Origin of the sequence: Pseudomonas khavaziana, assembly GCF_019145205.1 — a bacterium.
GTDB lineage: Bacteria > Pseudomonadota > Gammaproteobacteria > Pseudomonadales > Pseudomonadaceae > Aquipseudomonas > Aquipseudomonas khavaziana.
This window is the reverse complement of sequence record NZ_JAHSTT010000004.1, coordinates 54,582-76,161: the sequence shown is the minus strand read 5'-3', so window position 1 is coordinate 76,161 and position 21,580 is coordinate 54,582. Positions and strand designations below refer to the sequence as shown.

General features: G+C 55.0%; 23 protein-coding genes and 1 pseudogene. 17 read left to right on the top strand and 7 right to left on the bottom strand.

Translation table 11 applies throughout. The features are described 5' to 3' along the window. Window positions 1-35: 35 nt before the first annotated feature. Window positions 36-308, bottom strand: a complete 273-nt coding sequence (locus KVH01_RS11250) for a hypothetical protein (protein ID WP_053183713.1) — start codon at window positions 306-308, stop codon at window positions 36-38. 265 nt (window positions 309-573) lie between these two features. Between KVH01_RS11250 and KVH01_RS11245 the strand changes: the two genes are divergently transcribed. From KVH01_RS11245 to arsH, 5 genes are read left to right on the top strand one after another with little or no spacing between them, the layout of a single operon-like run. Further along, window positions 574-987: an arsenate reductase ArsC gene (locus KVH01_RS11245; RefSeq protein WP_217881499.1), complete on the top strand. Its 414-nt coding sequence runs from the start codon at window positions 574-576 to the stop codon at window positions 985-987. A gap of 8 nt (window positions 988-995) precedes the next feature. Next, entirely contained in the window at window positions 996-1,367 is a 372-nt protein-coding gene (locus KVH01_RS11240) for a metalloregulator ArsR/SmtB family transcription factor (RefSeq protein WP_082112043.1), read from the top strand. A 27-nt stretch (window positions 1,368-1,394) separates the two neighbouring features. Further along, window positions 1,395-1,865, top strand: coding sequence for an arsenate reductase ArsC (locus KVH01_RS11235; protein WP_217881498.1), 471 nt, complete (start codon window positions 1,395-1,397; stop codon window positions 1,863-1,865). Between the two features lie 16 nt (window positions 1,866-1,881). Continuing rightward, window positions 1,882-2,955, top strand: coding sequence for an ACR3 family arsenite efflux transporter (gene arsB, locus KVH01_RS11230; RefSeq protein WP_217881496.1), 1,074 nt, complete (start codon window positions 1,882-1,884; stop codon window positions 2,953-2,955). Continuing rightward, entirely contained in the window at window positions 2,948-3,664 is a 717-nt protein-coding gene (arsH, locus tag KVH01_RS11225; protein WP_217881494.1) for an arsenical resistance protein ArsH, read from the top strand. The genes arsB and arsH overlap by 8 nt, the downstream gene beginning before the upstream one ends. Window positions 3,665-3,688: 24 nt before the next feature. Here the strand turns inward: arsH and KVH01_RS11220 are convergent, their stop codons facing one another. Continuing rightward, window positions 3,689-3,889, bottom strand: a complete 201-nt coding sequence (locus KVH01_RS11220; protein WP_217881767.1) for a FecR/PupR family sigma factor regulator — start codon at window positions 3,887-3,889, stop codon at window positions 3,689-3,691. Window positions 3,890-4,380: 491 nt separating this feature from the next. Here KVH01_RS11220 and KVH01_RS11215 point away from each other — a divergent pair, with 491 nt between their 5' ends. The 4 genes from KVH01_RS11215 to KVH01_RS11200 all read left to right on the top strand — a co-directional run bounded on the left by KVH01_RS11215 (window position 4,381) and on the right by KVH01_RS11200 (window position 7,704). Further along, window positions 4,381-4,893, top strand: a complete 513-nt coding sequence (locus tag KVH01_RS11215; RefSeq protein ID WP_217881492.1) for a cyclin-dependent kinase inhibitor 3 family protein — start codon at window positions 4,381-4,383, stop codon at window positions 4,891-4,893. A gap of 23 nt (window positions 4,894-4,916) precedes the next feature. Beyond that, window positions 4,917-5,921 (top strand): ArsJ-associated glyceraldehyde-3-phosphate dehydrogenase, encoded by a 1,005-nt coding sequence (locus KVH01_RS11210; protein ID WP_217881491.1) that lies wholly within the window; start codon window positions 4,917-4,919, stop codon window positions 5,919-5,921. A 9-nt stretch (window positions 5,922-5,930) separates the two neighbouring features. Further along, complete coding sequence (arsJ, locus tag KVH01_RS11205; protein WP_217881490.1) at window positions 5,931-7,151, top strand: organoarsenical effux MFS transporter ArsJ; 1,221 nt, start codon at window positions 5,931-5,933, stop codon at window positions 7,149-7,151. Window positions 7,152-7,242: 91 nt separating this feature from the next. Beyond that, complete coding sequence (locus KVH01_RS11200; protein WP_217881489.1) at window positions 7,243-7,704, top strand: hypothetical protein; 462 nt, start codon at window positions 7,243-7,245, stop codon at window positions 7,702-7,704. Here the strand turns inward: KVH01_RS11200 and KVH01_RS11195 are convergent. Then, complete coding sequence (locus KVH01_RS11195; protein WP_217881488.1) at window positions 7,692-8,768, bottom strand: ArsO family NAD(P)H-dependent flavin-containing monooxygenase; 1,077 nt, start codon at window positions 8,766-8,768, stop codon at window positions 7,692-7,694. The genes KVH01_RS11200 and KVH01_RS11195 overlap by 13 nt on opposite strands. Before the next feature lie 507 nt (window positions 8,769-9,275). On the opposite strand from KVH01_RS11195, the gene KVH01_RS11190 reads away from it, so the two are divergent. The 4 genes and pseudogenes from KVH01_RS11190 to KVH01_RS11175 all read left to right on the top strand — a co-directional run bounded on the left by KVH01_RS11190 (window position 9,276) and on the right by KVH01_RS11175 (window position 12,946). Beyond that, window positions 9,276-10,763 carry a SulP family inorganic anion transporter gene (locus KVH01_RS11190; protein ID WP_217881487.1) on the top strand — a complete coding sequence of 496 codons (1,488 nt, stop codon included), beginning with the start codon at window positions 9,276-9,278 and terminating at the stop codon, window positions 10,761-10,763. Between the two features lie 11 nt (window positions 10,764-10,774). Next, window positions 10,775-11,626, top strand: coding sequence for a universal stress protein (locus KVH01_RS11185; RefSeq protein ID WP_217881485.1), 852 nt, complete (start codon window positions 10,775-10,777; stop codon window positions 11,624-11,626). A 92-nt stretch (window positions 11,627-11,718) separates the two neighbouring features. After that, window positions 11,719-12,252, top strand: a complete 534-nt coding sequence (locus KVH01_RS11180) for an NUDIX domain-containing protein (protein ID WP_217881483.1) — start codon at window positions 11,719-11,721, stop codon at window positions 12,250-12,252. Between the two features lie 145 nt (window positions 12,253-12,397). Next, a pseudogene (locus KVH01_RS11175) lies at window positions 12,398-12,946 on the top strand (arsinothricin resistance N-acetyltransferase ArsN1 family B). Window positions 12,947-13,153: 207 nt separating this feature from the next. Here the strand turns inward: KVH01_RS11175 and KVH01_RS11170 are convergent. Further along, the gene (locus KVH01_RS11170; RefSeq protein WP_225924152.1) at window positions 13,154-14,332 is read right to left on the bottom strand and encodes a tyrosine-type recombinase/integrase; all 1,179 of its coding nucleotides are present in this window, start codon (window positions 14,330-14,332) and stop codon (window positions 13,154-13,156) included. Between the two features lie 39 nt (window positions 14,333-14,371). Continuing rightward, window positions 14,372-14,680 carry a YecR family lipoprotein gene (gene yecR / locus KVH01_RS11165; RefSeq protein ID WP_043049590.1) on the bottom strand — a complete coding sequence of 103 codons (309 nt, stop codon included), beginning with the start codon at window positions 14,678-14,680 and terminating at the stop codon, window positions 14,372-14,374. Between the two features lie 875 nt (window positions 14,681-15,555). Here yecR and KVH01_RS11160 point away from each other — a divergent pair. The 4 genes from KVH01_RS11160 (at window position 15,556) to KVH01_RS11145 (ending at window position 18,702) form a co-directional block, all read left to right on the top strand. Further along, on the top strand, window positions 15,556-16,035 hold the full coding sequence (locus KVH01_RS11160) for a hypothetical protein (RefSeq protein ID WP_217881481.1): 480 nt from the start codon (window positions 15,556-15,558) through the stop codon (window positions 16,033-16,035). Between the two features lie 1,173 nt (window positions 16,036-17,208). Further along, window positions 17,209-17,406, top strand: coding sequence for a hypothetical protein (locus tag KVH01_RS11155; RefSeq protein WP_043049592.1), 198 nt, complete (start codon window positions 17,209-17,211; stop codon window positions 17,404-17,406). A gap of 209 nt (window positions 17,407-17,615) precedes the next feature. Further along, a complete protein-coding gene (locus KVH01_RS11150) occupies window positions 17,616-17,879 on the top strand; it encodes a hypothetical protein (protein ID WP_217881479.1) in 264 nt (87 codons plus the stop codon). A 496-nt stretch (window positions 17,880-18,375) separates the two neighbouring features. Continuing rightward, a complete protein-coding gene (locus tag KVH01_RS11145; protein ID WP_217881478.1) occupies window positions 18,376-18,702 on the top strand; it encodes a DUF2388 domain-containing protein in 327 nt (108 codons plus the stop codon). A 67-nt stretch (window positions 18,703-18,769) separates the two neighbouring features. On the opposite strand, the gene KVH01_RS11140 is transcribed toward KVH01_RS11145, so the two are convergent. Together KVH01_RS11140 and KVH01_RS11135 are read right to left on the bottom strand one after the other, a co-directional pair. Further along, complete coding sequence (locus KVH01_RS11140; RefSeq protein ID WP_217881477.1) at window positions 18,770-20,200, bottom strand: amino acid permease; 1,431 nt, start codon at window positions 20,198-20,200, stop codon at window positions 18,770-18,772. 297 nt (window positions 20,201-20,497) lie between these two features. Then, window positions 20,498-21,532, bottom strand: a complete 1,035-nt coding sequence (locus KVH01_RS11135) for a histone deacetylase family protein (protein WP_217881476.1) — start codon at window positions 21,530-21,532, stop codon at window positions 20,498-20,500. Window positions 21,533-21,580 lie beyond the last annotated feature (48 nt).

Sequence of the window (21,580 nt, the reverse complement as noted above, 5' to 3'; positions counted from 1 at the left end):
CACCCCTTGTTTCAGGGTGGATCCGGGTAGCTGTTTTATTTCTTGACCCTACTCAAATAGTCTTTGAGCGCTTTCTCGTCACCGGACTTAACGGTCATCCCCTCTGGGCCTGCCCCGACTGCCGTGTACTGCTTCGCCGGCTCGCCGTGCGCCTTGAATTCCTTCAACTGTTCTGAGCCGGAATAGAAGACCCAAAGGCGGCCGTCTTCCACTTTAGTAAAGAATCCGGGCTTGTCGTACTGGCTCGCGAAGCTAATGCCCGTAAACAGGGTGGTCAACAAGGCGATGGTGATTGTCAGTTTTTTCATCTCTCAGGCTCCAGGTTGGTTGGATCGGAGCCGAGGCTACCCCCAAGTGCATGACAGGCTTATTACAAAATTCATATATCCGATTTTCCAGATACACACGCTGAAGTTCTGCTGGGTAATTTTGTGCTATCCCAGTAAATGTGAGGCTTGGCAGTGGAGTGAACGGAGAATATGACTTTTTCAGAGTTTTCTTCGGCCTACGGCTTTACTGCTCATGCATGGAAACGTATATTCGAAAAACCGTATGTTAGCTGAGATCTCCACGATGACCAGCAAAACCCGTGTTCTGTTCATTTGTACCGCCAACGCTGCCCGCTCGCAGTTGGCGCAAGCGCTGCTGCGCCATACCGATTCGGAGCATTTCGAGGCGTTCAGCGCCGGCACCGTTCCCACCCAGGTCGATCCACGTACCTTTGACGCGCTCTCCCACCTTGGGGTGAGTACCGAAGGGCTGCGTAGTAAGTCGATCGACGAGTTTCGAGGTGAGCGTTTCGATTTCGTCATCACGTTGTGCGATAAAGCAGCAGCGGAGTGCCAATCCTTACCGGGTGCTGGCGAAGTGTTGGCTTGGAGTTTCGAGGATCCGGTCGCCAGCACCAAGCCCGAGGCATTTCGCCACACGCTTCATGAAATTCATGAGCGCATCAAGATGTTTGTCTTGGTGAAAACCAAACGCTGAGAATCCATATGGCTGACCATCTGACACCCACCACTGTTTTTAAATGCCTGGCTGATGAAACCCGTGTCCGCACCATGCTGCTCATCACGCGGGAAGGGGAGCTTTGTGTCTGCGAACTGACCTGCGCGTTGAACGAGAGTCAGCCAAAAATATCCAGGCATCTGGCGCAGTTGCGCACGTGTGGTCTGCTTTCGGACCGTCGGCAAGGCCAATGGGTTTATTACCGGCTGCACCCAAATCTCCCCGATTGGGTTCATCAAGTGCTGACGATTACGTTCGAAAGCAACAAGCATTGGTTAAGCCCTGATGCCAAGCGCCTTGATGAAATGGGTGACCGTCCTGAACGTGCAGCCGTGTGCTGTGAAAACAAGGTCGCTTGATTCCGCCCTCGACTATGAGACCGCTCGATGAAAATCCTTTTTCTCTGCACTGCCAACAGCTGCCGCAGCATCCTTTGTGAAGCGGTCTTCAATCATTTGGCGCCTGACGGCATGAAAGCCTACAGCGCGGGTAGTCAACCCATAGGCGAAGTGCACCCGCTGAGTCTCAAAACGTTGGAAAAGGCCGGTATCTCGACGCTCGGGCTGTCCAGCAAGTCCAGTGATGCCCATATGAACTTGGCACCTGATTACGTCGTCACGGTGTGCGACAAGGCTGCCGGGGAGGCATGTCCGGTATTTTTCGGACCGGCCACCAAGGCCTATTGGGGATTGGCTGATCCTTCGGAATACCACGGAACTCAAGAAGAGATAGAGGCGGCTTTTGAAGCCACCCTGGAGCAGATCAAAACCCGTATCCAAGCCTTCCTGGCTTTACCGCTTTCTCAACTGAATGCCGAGCAGCTCAAGGCAGAGCTGGCTCTCATTGGCACGCTGTAACACAGGAGCAATGATCATGAGTAAAAGCCGCCTTTCATTTCTGGACCGTTACCTGACGCTGTGGATTTTTCTCGCCATGGCTTTGGGCATTGGTCTGGGGAGTCTGTTCGAAGGCTGGCCGCAGTGGCTCAACAGTCTTTCTGTGGGTACTACCAATATCCCCATCGCTATCGGCTTGATCGTGATGATGTATCCGCCTCTGGCCAAGGTTCGTTATGAGGAACTGCCGGAGGTCTTCAGGGACAAGCGCATCCTCGTTTTGTCTTTGGTCCAGAACTGGATCATCGGCCCAGTGTTGATGTTCGCCTTGGCGATTATCTTCTTGCGGGACCAGCCGGAATACATGACCGGTCTGATCCTTATCGGTTTGGCTCGCTGCATCGCGATGGTGCTGGTCTGGAACCAGATCGCGGGTGGCAACAATCAGTACGTCGCCGGACTGGTGGCGTTCAACAGCATCTTTCAAATCCTGTTTTTCAGTCTGTATGCCTGGGTCTTCTTGGGGCTGTTGCCGCCGCTGTTCGGACTGGAAGGCAGTGTGATTGAGACCAGCTTTGTCAGCATTGCCGAGTCGGTGCTGATCTACCTGGGTGTGCCATTCCTGGCAGGATTCCTGACCCGCAAGATCCTCATCGCTCGTAAAGGCGAAGCCTGGTTTCAGGAGCGCTTCATTCCAAAGATTAGCCCGCTGACGCTGGTGGCGCTGCTCTTGACTATCGTGGCCATGTTCAGCCTCAAGGGCGACGTGGTGCTGCAGTTGCCCCTGGATGTGTTGCGCATCGCCATTCCACTGACGATCTACTTCGTGGTGATGTTTTTCATCAGCTTCTGGATGGGCAAATTACTCGAAGCTGACTACCCACGTACCACCGCACTGGCTTTTACAGCCGCCAGCAATAACTTCGAACTGGCGATTGCCGTGGCCATTGCCACCTTCGGCCTGGCTTCCCCGATCGCTTTCGCCACGGTGATTGGACCGTTAGTAGAGGTGCCGGTATTGATTTCCCTGGTCGGTGTGGCCCTCTGGCTTAAACGCCGCTGGTTCGATGAATCCAAAAGCGCCGTTGTGCAGGACAAAGACTATGTTTGATGACGCTATTCCTCAGCTCGATAGCGAACTGGCTGATCTTCCCTCAGCAGACAAGCTCGGTATAGAAAAGACCTCCATCCACAAGCCGCGCATTTTGCTGCTGTACGGGTCCACTCGTGAGCGCTCCTTCAGTCGTCTGTTGGTGGAGGAGGCCGTTCGACTGCTGGAACACTTCGGCGCCGAGACGCGGATTTTCAATCCGTCTGGTTTACCGCTGCCAGATGACGCCCCCGACGACCATCCACGCGTGAAGGAACTGCGCGAGCTGATGCTGTGGTCCGAGGGGCAGGTCTGGTGCTCTCCAGAGCGTCACGGAAACATGAGCGCAGTGTTTAAGGCGCAGATCGATTGGGTGCCACTGGCCATGGGCGCGGTACGCCCGACCCAAGGTAAAACCCTGGCGGTCATGCAGGTGTGCGGTGGCTCGCAATCGTTCAATGTGGTCAATCAGTTGCGAGTGTTGGGGCGTTGGATGCGCATGTTCACCATCCCCAACCAATCGTCCGTGCCGAAGGCCTATATGGAATTCGACGATAACGGTCGGATGAAACCTTCCGCGTTCTATGACCGTGTCGTGGACGTGATGGAAGAGTTGGTGAAATTCACGCTGCTGCTTCGCGACCGTCAGGACTATCTGGTGGATCGTTATTCTGAGCGCAAGGAGTCCGCAGAGGAACTGATGAAGCGTGTTAACCAGCGGTCGATTTGAAAGGGGGGGTGTCATCGTTTTCGGCTAGAACGAGCTTTGCGCCGCATTTTTCAAGGCATGCCAAAGAGCTTTTGCCTCTGCAAACGCTTGGGCATGCGCAGGGCTACGTTGGCACCAAGCATCGAGAGTATTGGCATCAGTTGTGGTCGCGCGTCCTGAAGTGAGGCGCACGATCCAGTCTTGGGCTTCGCTCTTCAGTTGCTCAGCGCATGGAACCGGAGCCACTTCGTTCTTGGAAGTCTCATGGTCTGGAGTGTTATTCAAGGCGACGATTCCGAAGCATCCGGCAGCAACGGCGAACGCCTGGTGCCGGCAAGCCGTTCACAACTGGCACCTTCATTTCAGCCTCCTGCTTGAGTGACCGTCAGAGTGAGATTAGCGCCTGCGTAATGACAGACATATTACAAAATATGCATATATGTATTTTCAAATGCATCGAATGCGTTTGCCGGATGGCATACTCATCACTTTTGGGATTGGAAGCCATAGTGCCGACGGTTTCACATCAACACTCTGAAATATCTCCTGACCGTCGCTCCGTCAGGATGATGATGAGCCCTGACGTCAAATGTTCTTATATTTGTTTTATCGTATGTGTTGAAGCCGAATGAATGGCTGCTTCCATCCTTGGTTTCTCGGCATCTACGTTGTGTTCAGTTGGGCTGCGCAGCTCACGGCACCGTTCAGTTCGGTGCACTTTTTGAGGATTCTTCATCATGCAACAGCATCCATACTCCGTCTTGCCCTTGGTGCAGTTCAAAGGCCAACTGATCTTCACCCCTTGCCCTGGCACAAAGGGCACCCGGCCTTTCGAGGCGCTGCAAACGCTTAAAGACGCTGGTGCCTCGGCATTGCTGACGCTGATGCCAACCGAGGAGTTGCTTCAGAACGAGATCGACCTGCTGCCGGAAGAGTGCCAGATGCTCGACATCGAGTGGTTTCACCTGCCAGTAGAAGACGATCAGGCGCCAGGTGAGGCTTTTAAAGCCGCATGGATGGAGCACGTCCCGCGACTCAAGCAACTATTGACCGAAGGGAAGACCATTGCCATCCATTGCAAGGGCGGTTCGGGCCGTACCGGTTTGGTCGCCGCTCAACTGTTGATCGAAACCGGCGTGCCCTTCAGCGATGCCATTCGTGATGTCCAGTCGTTGCGTCCGCGGGCCATCCAGCATCCCGCCCATATTGAATACATCGGCCAGTTCGACACCCAGACGAACGCCCACTGACACCAGAGACAGAGCACGACAACATGACTATTAAAATTGGCATCAATGGTTTTGGCCGGATCGGTCGCCTTGCTCTACGAGCAGCCTGGAACTGGCCTGAGTTCGAGTTCGTGCAGATCAACGATCCAGCGGGGGATGCAGTAACCCATGCGCACCTGATCAACTTCGACTCGGTGCATGGCCGTTGGAGCAATGAGGCCACCGCCGACGGCGACAACGTCGTCATCGACGGAAAACGGATCAAAGTAACGGCCAACAAATCGATTGCCGAGACAGATTGGTCGGGCTGCGATCTGGTGATCGAGGCCAGCGGCAAGATGAAAACCGTGGCCGTGTTGCAGGCCTACCTGGATCAGGGCGTCAAGCGTGTAGTGGTCTGCGCTCCAGTGAAAGAGCAGGGCGCTTTGAACGTCGTCATGGGCGTCAACCAGCACCTGTTCGATCCTGCGCTGCACCGCATCGTCACCGCAGCTTCGTGCACCACCAACTGTTTGGCCCCTGTCGTGAAGGTCATTCACGAAAAACTGGGCATTCGTCATGGCTCGATCACCACCATCCATGACCTGACCAACACCCAGAGCATCCTCGATCAGCCGCACAAGGATCTGCGTCGTGCACGTGCTTCGGGTATGAGTCTGATTCCAACCAGCACCGGCTCGGCCACCGCCATCGCCGAGATCTTTCCGGAGCTGCGTGGATGCCTGAATGGTCACGCTGTACGCGTGCCGTTGGCCAACGCTTCGTTGACCGACTGCGTCTTTGAAGTCGAACGGGCTACTACTGTCGAAGAGGTCAATCAGCTCCTCAAGGACGCGTCCGAGAATGAATTGAAAGACATCCTCGGTTTCGAAGAGCGCCCCCTGGTGTCCATCGATTACCGTACCGATCCACGCTCATCGATCATCGATGCGCTGTCGACGATGGTTATCAATGGCACCCAGGTCAAACTCTATGCCTGGTACGACAATGAATGGGGCTATGCCAACCGTACCGTCGAACTGGCCAAAATGGTTGGTCTGGCAGTCTGAGGAGCGGTCATGAAAGCGTTGTCAGCCCTCGCTCCGGAAGTGCGGCAGTACCTGCTCGTGACGGGCAACTACTGGGCCTTCACCCTCACCGACGGCGCCTTGCGCATGTTGGTGGTGCTGCACTTTCACGCGCTGGGCTACAGCCCACTGCAAATCGCGGCGTTGTTTCTGTTCTATGAAATCTTTGGCGTGATCACCAACCTGGTGGGTGGCTACCTCGGCGCCCGGCTGGGCCTGAACCGAACCATGAACATCGGGCTGGGGATGCAGGTTGTGGCGCTGCTGATGCTGACAGTTCCGGTAGCCTGGCTGACCATCCCGTGGGTGATGGGCGCTCAAGCACTGTCCGGGATCGCCAAAGACCTGAACAAGATGAGTGCCAAAAGCTCCATCAAGCTGCTGGTTCCGGATGGGCAGCAGGGGCAGTTGTACAAGTGGGTCGCAATCCTCACTGGCTCGAAAAACGCACTCAAGGGTGTCGGCTTCTTTCTGGGCGGAGCCTTGCTGGCATTGATCGGCTTCAAAGGCGCCTTGCTGGCCATGGCGGGTGTTCTGGCGTTGATCTGGATCAGCAGTTTGATCCTGTTGAAAAAGGATCTGGGCAAGGCCAAAGCCAAGCCAAAATTTCGCGACATCCTGTCCAAGAGCCGGGCGATCAACATCCTCTCGGCGGCGCGGATGTTCCTGTTCGGCGCCCGCGATGTCTGGTTTGTGGTGGCGTTGCCGGTGTACCTGAGCAGCGCCTTCGGCTGGGACTTCTGGAAGGTTGGCGGCTTCCTCGCGGCCTGGGTGATTGGCTACGGCATCGTGCAGTCCTTCGCGCCCAACATCACTGGAAAGAAACGTGGGCACGTACCGGATGGTCGTGCGGCATTTCTGTGGGCGCTGGCACTGGCCGGTCTGCCTGCGGCCATTGCTCTCGGGCTGAACACCGGGCTATCGCAACAGGTGGTGTTGCTCGGCGGACTGATGGTCTTTGGCGCGCTATTCGCGGTGAATTCGTCGTTGCACAGCTATCTGATCGTGTCCTACGCCAAGGAAGACGGGGTGTCGCTGGATGTGGGTTTTTATTACATGTCGAACGCGATGGGCCGGCTGATCGGCACGGTGCTTTCCGGTTGGGTTTATCAGGTGTATGGGCTTGAAGCGTGCTTGTGGATATCGAGCGCATTCGTATTGCTCGCCGCCCTAATTTCTATCGCCTTACCCAGGCATGCCGAGGCGATATGAAACCGTCAGACAGGACGGAGTGAACCTCTTTGCGCTACGTGCGTGTGGAGGAATCGGCAGAGCCTGAATCAGCACATTTCGGAGGCACGCCATGAGCAAATCAATCACCATCCCCACACTGTCTTTTGTGGTGATTACTGCGGTTGCATTGACCGCTTGTGATCAAGGCGAGACATCCGCCAAGCGTCCGTCCGATGTGGACAAGTCGATTGAAGGAACATGGTTTATAGGCGAGTGGCGTAACAACCAGGGGGATGCTTTGGCTCTACCGTCATTTCGGCTTTCCGCCGACAGGCTACAATGGGGTGATTGTACGGCGGAGTTTGGCAGCTTGATTAGCCGCGACGAGAAGCGAGCATCCCTGGTAGTGAAAGAGAATAGCGACTGTCCAACAAGCAGCCGAGGACGGCTGAAGGATATCCTCCTTCAGCGCATAAACGAGTGCTTGGCCAGTGTAGAGCTTTACGCTTCTGCGGAAGATGTCAGGCAAGGCACCCCTCAACAATCAGCGGTGTACTTCAAGGTCGGCTGCCGGCCACTTCAGGTGGACTGATCGTCGAGAAAAGCCACGATCTCATTGACTGTGCTCCGTGCTGTTCGTGTCACACCGATCAGTGTGGCGGATGCCGAACCTGTCCACTCGCCGTAACCGACCAGCCACAGCCCCGGTTCTTTGATCGAGTGGGTGCCTTCGACCTCAACGCGGCCCTCGGTGTTGACCACCCCCAGTGAGTCCAGATGCTGAAGAGCTGGGCGAAATCCGGTGCACCAAATCACCGCGTCCACCGCAGAATCGGAACCATCGACCCAAATAACCCCATTAGGAGTAAAACTCTCAAAAGGTCGTACAGACTTAAGTACATTGCGCTCTCGGGCTTCGGCAACCGGCGGAACCACGACGATATCGCCCAGCCCACCAATCGGCTGCTCAATGACGCGCCCCTCCAGTTGGGCTTTCCAGCGCTCAGTTGCACGCTCGAACAATACCCGCCCATCCACATCGTCAGGCAAGAGCATCGGTTCTACTGGAGTTACCCACGTGGTCTCAGCGACCTTTGAAATTTCGGCAAGAATTTGTGCCCCTGAGTTACCTCCACCCACCACCAACACCTTTTTGCCCACGAACGGCTGCGCTTCGACATAGTTCGCGGAGTGCAACTGCTGACCTTTGAATAGCTCTGCATTGGGGTAGTGAGGTACGTATGGATTGCTCCAGGTGCCTGTAGCGCTGACAACAGCCTTGGTATCCCAATGCTTGTCAGCAGAACGTACTCTTAGACCAGATTCCGTACGCTCAACAGAAGTGACCCGTACCGGGCGCTCAATCGGGAATTGGTAACGTTGTTCGTACTGGTTGAGGTACTCAATCACATGATTCCGTGAAGGGTAGCCATCTTGCGTAGGGGGCATCATCCAGCCAGGGATCGAACTCCAAGTGGCAGGTGAGAATAGACGTAACGAGTTCCAGCCATTTAGCCAGGCACCACCGGGTTCTTGCTCTGCGTCGAGGATGACGAACGAAAGAGGTGTGCGGCGCAGGAAATACGCTACAGCCAAGGCTGATTGCCCCCCACCAATAATTACTACGTCTAATTGAGCGCTCAGCGAATCAGTCATCGGACGAACCTTGGATCGATGCAAGACGGTCGAGTATAGCGATTCAATTTTGACTCCAACTGATCGGGCTCAAATGGAAGAGATGCGTAATCGTCTGGCCAACTCACCTCTCAGCATACAGACCAGCTCAGACAAGAGCGGGTGGAAAACAAAGCCCTGCCCGCAGGTATCCCCATTGAATATGCCTGTATCTGACGTAGCTCATGCGGAGCTTGGCAGCGGGTCGCAATCGACGATGGCTTCATTGTATACTTCTGCTTCGCATACCCCTTGAGCTACAGGAACATCAGCATGACTGTACTCCAAACGATCTACTGGCAGCCTACGCCGCCTTAGCGCTACGCCCCCTCGCAACAACCTGCTTCCGCTAGCCTCGCTCGCGGGTGCGCACTGCTGTACGCCTGGTTTACACCTTAAGCACACAGCAAAAATCCTCAAAATTTGAACTTGTATCGATTCGCTCGCCTTTCCCTTGGCGTGCGCGATGCTTTGCCTTGGATATTTTCTATGCTGCAAAAACTTAGACAAGCGTGGTTTTCCAACGTCCGTGGCGACGTGCTTGCGGGGCTCGTAGTCGCACTTGCGCTGATCCCTGAAGCCATCGCCTTTTCCATCATCGCCGGGGTAGATCCCAAAGTCGGTCTCTACGCCTCCTTCTGTATCTGTGCTGTCATCGCCTTTGTCGGCGGGCGCCCCGGGATGATCTCGGCGGCGACAGGCGCCATGGCACTGCTGATGGTTACGCTGGTAAAAGAGCATGGACTCCAGTACCTGCTGGCCGCGACTCTACTATGTGGCGTACTTCAAATCCTTGCCGGCTACCTGAAGCTTGGCTCATTGATGCGCTTTGTTTCACGCTCGGTAGTCACCGGTTTCGTAAACGCATTGGCGATCCTGATTTTTATGGCGCAATTGCCTGAGCTGACCAATGTCACCTGGCACGTCTACGCCATGACGGCCGCGGGCCTCGGGATCATCTACCTATTCCCATACGTACCTAAGATCGGCAAGCTGATTCCGTCACCGTTGGTATGCATCCTGACCCTGACTGCCATCGCGATTTATCTGGGGTTGGATATCCGCACCGTCGGTGACATGGGCCAACTTCCGGATACGCTCCCGATATTCCTCTGGCCTGAGGTGCCGCTGAATTTTGAAACTCTGCGCATCATCTTTCCTTACTCCGCTGCGCTGGCAGTTGTAGGCCTACTGGAGTCGATGATGACCGCGACCATCGTCGACGACCTGACCGATACCACCAGCAACAAAAACCGCGAGTGCAAAGGCCAGGGTGTGGCCAACATCGCTGCCGGCATGCTTGGCGGCATGGCAGGTTGCGCCATGATCGGCCAGTCGATCATCAACGTGAAATCTGGTGGCCGCACCCGTCTCTCGACATTGTGTGCCGGCGTTTTCCTGCTGCTGATGGTGGTATTTCTTGGCGAATGGCTCTCCAAAATCCCTATGGCGGCACTCGTGGCTGTGATGGTTATGGTGTCCATCGGCACCTTTAGCTGGGATTCCTTGCGCAATCTGAAAGAGCATCCGCTGTCGACCAACCTCGTCATGGTGGCGACCGTCGTGGTCGTCGTGGCCACTCACAACCTAGCCTACGGCGTACTGGTAGGTGTGCTGCTGGCTTCGCTGTTCTTTGCCAATAAGGTTGGGCACTACCTGGATATCAAGAGCACTCTGGAAGAGACGGAATCGCATCGGACTTACCGCGTCGTGGGCCAGGTGTTCTTTAGCTCTGCGGACAAGTTCACTGAAGTTTTTGACTTCAAGGAAGCGCTCAACAAAGTCACCATCGATCTCACACAAGCGCATTTCTGGGATATCACCGCCGTCGCAGCGCTGGATAAGGTCGTGATCAAGTTCCGCCGTGAAGGCGCTGAGGTTGAAGTGCTCGGTCTCAATGAAGCCAGCACAACAATCGTTGACCGCTTCGGCGTGCATGACAAACCCGGTGCCATCGACAAGCTCATGAGCCACTAAGGAGAACGACAATGACCCACGTAATGGCATGCATTGATAACTCACAATCCTCATTGGCGGTCTGCGATTACGCAGCATGGGCCTCGCAACGACTCAGCGCTCCCCTGACCTTGCTCCATGTGCTGGATAGGGAAAAATATCCTGCATCCGCTGACCTCAGCGGCAATATCGGTCTCGGTAGCAGAGAACATCTACTGGAAGAGTTGGCCACGCTGGATGCGCAGCGGGCAAAACTGGCCTTGGAGCATGGGCAGCACATGCTTGAAAAAGCTCGCGAGCGAACAGTCATCTCTGGCGCCATGTCACCTGATCTGAAGCAGCGCCATGGCCATCTCGTCGAGAGCCTGAGCGATCTCCAAGACGATATTCGATTACTGGTGATTGGAAGAGTCGGTGAGGACAGCACGCGCAGTGCCCAAAGTCTTGGCAGCCAGATTGAAGCGGTTGTCCGAACTATCCACCGCCCCATCCTGATTACAACCAGCCATTTCAGGAAACCTGAAACGGTCATGGTGGCATTTGACGGCAGCGCTACAGGCCACAAGACCGTACAGATGCTTGCTTCAAGCCCGCTGTGCGAAGGCCTGCCAATTCATATCGTCATGGTTGGTACGGACTCTGAAGAGAACCAGAACGAACTGGAGAAAGCACGAACCACACTTGCCTCTTCTGGCCCGCTAGTGCATGCCGAGATCCGCCCAGGCGAAGTAGAGTCGGTACTGCATGCGTATCAGGCAGAGCACGGCATTGACCTCTTGGTCATGGGGGCGTACGGGCACTCACGCATCAGGCAGTTTCTGGTAGGCAGCACGACCACGACGATGCTGCGAACATCCACTTTACCCGTATTGCTGCTTCGCTGAGCCAATTCCACTGGCCACAGTATTTCCAGAACTGCGGAAATGCTGTGGCCACCCTGGACGATGACTAACTGATCTTGCCGTAACGAGACACCATGCAACTCATAACCGAAATTGTTCACCCCGAGCTGAAATCGAAACAGGGCAGAGTATTCCGTCGACATGCAGCACGCGGCATCGTGATGCGGGATGAACAGATCCTGTTGCTGTTCACCGAGCGCTATAACGACTTCAGCTTCCCTGGCGGCGGACTTGATGGTGACGAGGACATCGTGACAGGCTTGAAGCGTGAGCTTGAGGAAGAGACGGGTGCTCGTGAAATACAGGTGCTCCAGCACTACGGTTACATCGAGGAGTACCGTCCCTACAGGAAGCCAAAGTACGATCTGATGCACATGACCTCGCATTTTTATCTATGCGAAGTAGCGCTCCAGCTAGAGCCCGTGAGAATGGAAAGCCATGAAATCGCTAATGGCATGCGGCCTGTCTGGATCAATCTGCATGAAGCCATCACGCACAATGAAGCCGTTATGCAGCGTCACGAGTCTTCGATGGGGCAATCAATTCTGCGCGAAACCTACATGCTGAGAAAAGTGGCTTCCGAATTGTTGATGCCAATCAGCCTTTGAGCTCACTATTTGGCGAAGTCCACTTAGCCTGTCTCAGGCAAGCATCCAATGCTGCGGGAGTAATTGCGTTATTTCGCTCGCCCGCTGTGTCGGCAGCCGCATTAGCCCTTCAAACGCGGTTCTTTTAGGGGCAGCAAGGAAAGACATGAATTATAAAGTTAGGGCTGCTACACCCGCTGATGCCTCTGCCATCCAGGCTATCTATGCACCAATGGTTTTGGAAACCTTCATTTCGTTTGAGCTGACGCCACCGACTGTCGAAGAGATGGCAGCACGAATTTCCGCAACACTGTCTACGTATCCTTATCTGGTAGCCGAGGTGGAAGGCAACGTCGTTGGCTGCGCTTACGCAAGCCAGCATCGAGCGAGAGAAGCCTATCGTTGGTCGGTGGATGTCACCGTGTATGTCAACCCGGCTGTGCACTGAAAAGGGGTTGGTCGTGCGCTTTATAAGCAGCTTCTACAAGTTCTAGAGAAACAGGGGTTTCATGCAGCCTATGCCGGTATCGCCTTACCCCACGCGGGAAGCATCGGCCTCCATGAGGCACTCGGGTTTACCCACATTGGCACTTACCCTGAGGTTGGGTTCAAGCACGGCCAATGGCATAGCGTGGGCTACTGGCGCAAACCACTTTGTGCTGTGACGCCGCCTATAGAGATCGTCCCGTTCAGTAAGATAGTGAGGCTCGGTTAATTGATAGGGGGGCTTCAATCGTTCGCCGGACTATAGGTGACTTCAAATCAGTGCCAGCCGTGACGAGCGAGTTGTCACGGTCGAGCACTTGGAATCGGACATCGCCTTTGTGTACATACAGTCTGTCACCTTTGCTCGTCGCGGATTTAAGGTCATAACACGGGGTGTCGCGGATGTTAAGTTCCGGAGAACACAGGGTGCAACCGCCTATGACGGTGCTCGCGTCTCTGGCGCCGCGTACACTGGAAAAGACAACATCGACTCGTTTGGAGTGTGCTCGTAGTTCGAGGACAACACCGCACTGAGCCGATCGCCCAACAGGTTCCAGGCGTTTTTCTTCTCTTCGGCATAGTCGTGATGCAAGTAATGACGTCTCACCCGAGAGCCGGCCAGGACATGATTTTGGCAGCGATCGATGACATCCAGACTAACGCCTAAGGCTTGCATCATGGTCGCCCCGGTACGGCGCAGGTCATGTGGCGTCCAGTCGCCGTTCTGGCCGTCGGCGAGCACCAGGGTATCGTCGTGACGCCGTCGTGAGAGGGCCTTGCGGTTTTTGAATCGGGCCTGGCGATCGCCTACCTGTTTGCTCACCACTTTCACGTCCACATGCCCATCATCCTGCTTGTTGGGGAAGCACCACTGGGAATGCCCCGTCAGGGTCTTGAGTTCCTGAAAGAAATGCAGGGCAAAGGGCGAGAGGAAGACATGGTGGTCCTGCTTCTTGCCCCGGGTGCCTTTGACGTTTTCACTGGGGAGGAACCAGGTCTGCCGGTCCAGATCGACATTTTTCCATTCGGCCTGCAGCAACTCGCCAATCCGGCACAGCGTGCCCAGGCTAATCCACAGCGCAAGTTGGGTTTCCTTCTTCAGCGGTCGAATGCCGTCATATTTTTGACCGGCGGGGAGGGCGTCGTAATCGGCGGTCATTTGCTGGAAACGGTTGTGCAGTTCCAACAGCTCAGCCGGTGAAAGGATGCGGCTTCTTTCGGCTTCGTAGTCGGCCGGGATCAAGGGGGAGATGTCGACCAGCTCAGTTGGATCACCCTCGATCAATAAGGCCCGCCAAGGTTGGCGCTTTCTCGCCCAACCGAACATCTGAGTGAGGTCGGCGAAGAAACTGATGGCTTGCCGGTGAGCGCCGCGGTTGATCACGGCCCGGATCAGCGCCCGAACATCGTGTTCGGAGACGCTGCTCACTGCGGTCTTGCCGAGTGCTGGCAAAAGGTCCTTGTTAAAGCGTCGTTGCAACTCGGCATTGCCGTCTTTGCGCGCGACGCCATCCAACAGCCAGGCTTGGGCCAGATCTTGGACGGTCAGCGTTTTCACCTTCGCCGTTTTTACTTGTTCGGCCTCTAGGTTACGGTAGTCGAGTTCCGTCCGCATAGGCGGTTCACTTAGTTTGGATGAATCACCGGAGTAGCATTATTTCTTGCAAAGGTAATCTTGAGTGACGGTAGTTTCCAGGCAGTTGAATTTGCCCATGGTTCGGCAAACCGATTTTTCTGCGCCGGAACGCTCAGCGCCCTTGTAACCCCAGAACTGGCAGCGCCCGGTAGCGGCAGTTAAGCCTTGGGCTGCGTTACTTTGTCCGTTCTCGAATTGTCCCTGTTCATAGGACAATTGAACGATGCCATCGGATTTGCTTCCGCCCGTGGGCTCCCATTGTTTTGGTGTCGCGCAGCCTGCTAGAAGCAGCACGGCGAAGGGAAGGGCGAGGGTGATCGGCTTCATTTGAAGAGCTTCCTTGTTAAGTCGATTGATGACTGGTACGAGCACGGTCGGGTGGCTTGCAAGGCGGCTGTAGGTGCAGAAGATGCCTGGCCTCGACGCGAAGTGGGCATCCTAGTCAGTGCGAGTGAGCGACTTCAATTCAGCCGATGTAATCAAGACGCGTCCTGCTTGAAGGGTAGCGCTAGCTGTAGGAAATATCTTGCTCGGCTGGTCTCTTAGCACCGGATGGCCGACATCGGGCGAATAGCGCGTGCAATGCTGTCGTCCGAGGGCGGAGTCGAGGAGAAGTCTCATATACAGGCCCTCTATTTCGCAGCGCATGAAGAAGTTGCCGTAAAACCACACTGACGCTAGCCGGTCATCATCCACGTTTGGCGATGGCGATTAAATGCAAGTCATCATCAAAAAGTGGTCCGGCGGATTTATCTGCGTTCGCGGGTTCAGCGTGCTTGTAGTCCCAGTGGTGCTTTGAGCTATGACGTCTGATGGGCAAGACCGGAGTGTCAGCCGATTGAGCTGCAGCGGGTCAGAATTAGAGAGGGGGCCCTGTAGGACAGCTCCTGATTGCATCCTGGGAATTGCTGTCCGTCTCAGATGATTTATCGTTTGAGATCTGAGATTGCCGTACGCATCTATTCTCCGAGTGATCGAAGCAAGAGCACTTAAGACTTGAGCTATTGGCGAGCGTCGGAAGAGACCTAAACGGTGGGCGGGGCAAACACGTAACCGGGACCGGTAGAAACGCTGCAGCTGAATCCGGATCGGGAACAGCAGACCGAACAAAAAGCGGCATAGCAGAACGGTTGACGCGAAAACTACCTTGAAAGACGCCGTTATTGGGTGCAGAAAATGCCGAGAACGAAGGAGTAACTACCATGTCCGTAATGCAAAGCCTATGTGCTGGCTTGGCGTTTTTTGCCATTACTGCCTGTTCGACTTCGCCCTCGACTAAAAATAGTGGCGCCAATGATATCCAGGTGGCAGCGCAGAGGCTCGTAGGGCAGCCCGCCGAAAGGGCTTTTGAAGTATTCGGAGCGCCTGACCAGGGCATGGGGCCTTCATCATATGGTAGTGGCGGCTTCTACGCCTGGAATCGGATCCAAACACACGTCACTCCTGAAAAGGTGTTCATCCAGACGGGGGTTGAGTATGTGGGTCAGCAAGAGAGGTGGGTCGGAATTGGAGGTCGTGGACTCAATGGCATCATGCCCGTCAGTAGTGAACCTATCTATCGCAAGGTCGGCTATGAGGAGAACAGGATCGTGATCGATTATTTCTGCAGCATCACCTTATTGACAGATGGCAAGGATGTGATCACCGATGTGAGCGTGGTGAACTGCAACGATAAGAAGTAAAGCCAGCGGAGGTGCTGATCGCTTATGGCGATACGCTGTTGCTTCGCGGCACGGCAATGTCGTTCTCCCATGTTGGACTTGGGCGCGCGCCATAGAGTAGAAAGTCTGCTTAAACCCAGTATTTGCCTGCAAGCTTGCAGGTGCAGTCTAGTCAATATGCCATTAGCACACCTGCCCTAATTGATCCTTGCTCAAGCCCACTATTAAAGTTGGAAGCGCAAGCCAATGTATTAACGATGGGAAGGGAGTGAAGATGACGATAAAAAAATACGTCTATATGACGGCTGCAGCCTGCCTGTTAGCAACTTCAAGCGCGCATGCGTCGTTCGCCACCAGTTGCCAGGATTCTCAGCCGTGGTACCACTTCAGCATGATTGAAGCGGCAACCTGTTGGCTCTCTGGCCAATGGTAACCGGGTCGCCCCCGCTGCGGTTCGGCGGGGGAGAGCCCCCAGTGATGCCGCTCAAGTCGTGCCTCTCGGGGGTTGCCCACGATCGCACCTGATTTGAGTCATGAAGAGTTGTTTAAAATAGCTTGCTGCCTCACCTGGCATGACGCCGCGAGCGAACCGTTGCCGGACAGCCATTATAGGCGGCAAATTTCCGCAAAGGCACAAAGTACCCGCTGGTTCTGCAGGCAGCGAATGACTATCTAACCAATCCAACCACTGGACATCTCAAAGTGTCCTTCTTGGTTCTGAAAACCAGCCCAGAGACTTCTGCCTATCGTCGTGATCTGCTGTATCGCTTTCTATGCGTTCTCAAGATGCATGTTGACGGTAAGGGGGCGGCGCTTCGGCGGTTAGGTGCCAGCGCGAGATGAGGCATACGGGGCGGCCTATCAGCCACCAAAAGGTCATAGGAACAACGCTGTTGGCCAAGGGCCTTGAGTACGATCATGCGGTCATTCTCAATGCCGATGCACTGGACGCAAAGGATTTGTACGTGGCCATGACTCGAGGTCAAAATCGCTCGCTATCATTGGTGCACTTCAAATTCCTTAGGAGATGACCGCTGGATGGATCGTAGGAGTGCTTAAGCAAAGCAGCTACCAACCTTACGCCCATCACAGCCTTCCGATCCTCCGTTCGTCCAGTGCCCGGCACTCACTGCTACAAACCTGCTCCAATGGTTTAAGTGCGTATTTGTCGTGCTTTTACAGCGGAGAGACAGCATGGAAATCAACGAGAACGCCCCAGGCAATATTTCACAGCAGGCAGTAACGCGCGGCACGGACAATGAGACCGGTCATGATCCAAAGCGCGATGAGGATCATATCCCGCTGCCACCGGATGACGAGGCACCCCTCGAGGAGGATATGTCGGACGTGGACGCTGCCGATTCAGTAGCCAGTGAGCATCCTGACAACTGAGCATTCAGATCAACGGACCCGGCCAAGCGCCGGGTTTGCCTTAATAGGCCATTGGCTTTTCTGCGTTAGAAGCTGGATAGATCAACGTACAAGTCGATGCCGGGGCTCGGTTTGCATTTAAATGCCAGCGCAAAATAATTACGCTATTGTCGGCATGAGGCTTATCGAAAAGGCCGATAAGTTAAAGCAACCCAACTGCGGAGACTGATATGCGTGCCGAAGACATTCTCGCCGACGACACAAACGAGGCAACATTTGAAGGCGTGACCGTACGTAAGGGGACGGTGGGTGCCTTTTTGGCAAACGTACGGGTTTGGAGTGATTCGGACGCGAGCATGGATGATCAACTGCTGGCTGAGCGCGAGATTATTCAATCTTTACCCGCTCTAAAGGCGATCGGTCTCCTTGATGTGTTTGAGCCTAAAGATTCCCGATTGCGTGAGTTGATCGCCAGGGCGGGCGTGGCACAGTGAGTGCATGGTCGAATCCGGATGGTAGTCACCCTGGTTAGCAAGATCAGAGAGTGCCGCATCACCTGGCATGACGCTGCGAGCGAACCGTTGCTCCTCTGATCACATCTGTGCGAATGGCCGACGGTTGCCCAGCGTTGTTGCGTGCATGGCTGCATAGCGTGATCGGCAACTCTGTCATGTCAATGAAAATGCCGGCCATGGCCAGGGTGTAGCGATCATCGTCAATATCGCCACAGGTAGTGCTGACCGCCGCGTTCACGCTGTAGTAGTAATGCTGGCTGAAACCGTTGTGCTGGTTTTCCAGGCGACACTCTCCGTTGTGCCGTGAACGGCATTCTCAAACACTTCTTGCAGCTCTATCCGGAGCTGGTGTAATCGTGGCGATCACCAATGATTGGGAGTAGAGCGCGGCACCCGCATTTCCCACTCCCATCGCTTGCGCTAGCCCTCTATTTTGCTATCTTGCCCGCTCGTATCGCAGTGGAAGCATCGAAGCATGGATTTATGGAAGACGTTGGCAGCCCTCATCACGGTGTCGATCAGTGCTGACGTAATGGCGTGGTATGTCGAAAATCCAGTAGAGCGGGCGCTGACCGTCACGACGCTGTTTCCGACCATGATCCTCGGTGGAACAACGGCATTTACAATGTATGGTCCCTCGTTGATGAAAAAAGCCAAGAACGATGCGCTCGCCTTCATAGGCTCTGATGGTGAGATCCGCGGCGCGCAGTTTGAGCAGGCTTCTCGCTACTATCGCTCGACCTACAACTCGCCGCTAATGTCTGACATGCAGTTGGCGCGAGCGATCGTCGTGGCGTACTGAGTACAACCTTTCACGCCCTCTTCACATTCATGTGTTTATCGTGACTCCAGCTCCTGGTGAAAACCTCTTAGCCCGTGCCCCATCGCGGGCTTTTCTTTGTCTGCGATTTCAGGGGCTGTGGCTTCCTGCTGCGCGTTAGCTGATAAGCAACGGCCAGCCATATAAACCATCCTGGCATGACCATCAAGGCAACGCGGGTGTCAGGTCTCAATGCCAGCAGGCACAGAACGAAACCCATAAAAGCCAGTGAAAGCCATGCCATTGGCACGCCGCCTGGCATCTTGTAAGCAGATTTTGCGTGAAGCTCAGGACGCTTTTTGCGATAGGCGATGTAGGACACGAGGATGGTCGACCACGTGAAGATCACCAGAATCGCTGACACAGTGGAAACGATGGTGAAGGCCGTCATGACTTCCGGAACGATGAACAGCACGAGTACACCCAGCAGCATCAACAGCGTGGTGAAGGCCAGGCTCAGCAGAGGCACGCTGTTGCTCGACAGTCGCCGAAAAATACCCGGAGCGTTGTCCTGATTCGCCAGCCCGAACAGCATACGGCTGGAGGAGAATACGCCACTGTTGGCCGATGAAGCGGCGGATGTCAGCACCACGAAGTTAACGATGCCGGCAGCTGCGGGAAAGCCGGCGACGAGGAAAAGTTCGACAAAAGGACTTTTTACAGGTGACACCTGTTGCCAGGACGTCACCGCAATAATGCAGCCCAATGCCAACACGTAGAACAGGATGATTCGCAGCGGAATCGAGTTGATTGCCTTGGGTAAGGTCCTCTCCGGAGACCGGGTTTCTGCCGCAGCGGTGCCGATCAGCTCGGTGCCGGCAAATGAGAATATCGCCATCTGAAAACCGGCAAAAAAACCCAGCAAACCGTTAGGGAATACAGCCTGCTTGTTCACTAGATGGCTCAGGGACGCGGTAACGCCATTGGGGGATACGAATGAGCTGGCAATCAGCACGATGCTGACCCCAATAAGCGTCACGACCGCGATGATCTTAATGATCGCGAACCAGAATTCGACTTCACCGAAAAGCCTGACCGTCAGCACGTTCAAGGCAAACAGTGTCGCCAGCATCCCGATAGCCGGTATCCAGGCAGGCAGATGGGGGAACCAGTACTGGAAAAAGCCACCAACGACGACGGCATCGCCGATCACGGCAACGCTCCAGCTCAGCCAATACGACCAGCCGAGAAAAAATGCGGCGCGAGGTCCCAGGTAAGCGCCGGCAAAATCGGCAAAGGTTTTGAAATTCAAATTGGAAAGCAGCATTTCGCCCATGGCACGCATGACGAAATAAACGAACAAACCAATGATCATGTAGATGAGGATGATCGAGGTGCCGGAGAGGGCGATGATCTTTCCGGAGCCCATGAACAAACCTGTACCAATGGCGCCGCCCATGGCCATTAGCTGGATGTGACGATTGCTGAGCGTGCGCTGCAGCGCAGGTTGTTCAACCCGCTCTGATGAATTCGATTTCATTTCAAAACCTCTTGATCTTATGTTTTTGAGTTTTGGCAGAAAAGTGGGTATCCGGCGCCACTGTCAGGATGCAATGGCGGGTGACGGTATTGGTTTATCTGGGCGATGACGTCCCCCTGCACATGCCTGTGGCGTCACTTACAGGTCAACCGACCGTGCGCATATGGGCGGCTTTGGTCGGTTGCTGATCAAGCATCTGCAACAGGTTTTTTATATTTTCAGGCGTCGGCACCCAGTGGATATGCCGGCCGACTTGATGGTCGTGCGCCATCGCATGCAGGTGGCGAAGAGCGGTGTTCAGGCGCGTTTGCTCTCAAAGCCATGCAGTACGTTCACCGCATTGATTCCGATTTCATCGACCATGTAGCCGCCTTCCATCACGAAAAGGGTGGGGCAACCAACGCTCGCTATCAGCTCGCCAATCCCGATGAAGTCCTCGCTTTCCAACAGGAAATGACTGATGGGGTCGTCCTTGAAGGTGTCGACGCCCAATGAGATCACCAATACTTCTGGCGCGAATTGCTTAAGTTTCTTGCAGGCGTGAAGCAGGGCGTCGCGGTAGCTTTCCCAGGCGGTGTTTTTCGGCAATGGGTAATTGAGGTTGAACCCTTCGCCACGACCGGCGCCGACCTCATCGCTGAACCCTGAGTAGTACGGATAGGACACGCTTGGCTCGCCATGCAGCGAGACGAACATGACGTCATTGCGTGAGTAAAAAATGTTCTGGGTGCCGTTGCCGTGATGAAAATCGACGTCGAGTACCGCGGCACGTTTGGCGCCCTGGGTGATCGCCTGCTGCGCGGCAATGGCCGCATTGTTGAGATAGCAGTAACCCCCCATGTATTCACGCGCCGCGTGATGGCCCGGCGGACGGCAAAGAGCAAAGGCACTGTCGTGGCCTTCATCGATAAGTGCCAGACCTGTCAGTGCGATATCGGCGCTGGTCTTGACCGCCTGCCAGGTGGTGGCGGTGATGGGTGAACCGGCATCCATTGCATAAAAGCCGAGTTTGCCGTCAATAAACGTTGGCACCTGGTCGTTGGCCAAATCGCGTACAGGCCATACCAGTGGCAAGGCATCATGAGTGCGTCCTGTCGCGCACCATTCTGACCACGCGCTTTCCAGGAAACTCACGTAGCGCTCGCTGTGCGCGTTGACGTAACACGACCGGTCAAACACGCGGGGTTTGACTATCTGGCCAAGGCCTACTTGCTTGACACGGTTGTGAACGGTGTCGGCCCGACTGGGCTGCTCGAACGAGGGCTTGAGCACGCCATCCTTCAATTCGGTGCCATGGTGCAGACGGTGGGAATCACTGAAAACTGTAAACATTCTGCGCATCCGTTAATGTGAGCCAGTGGAAATATTCTGTTCTGGTCT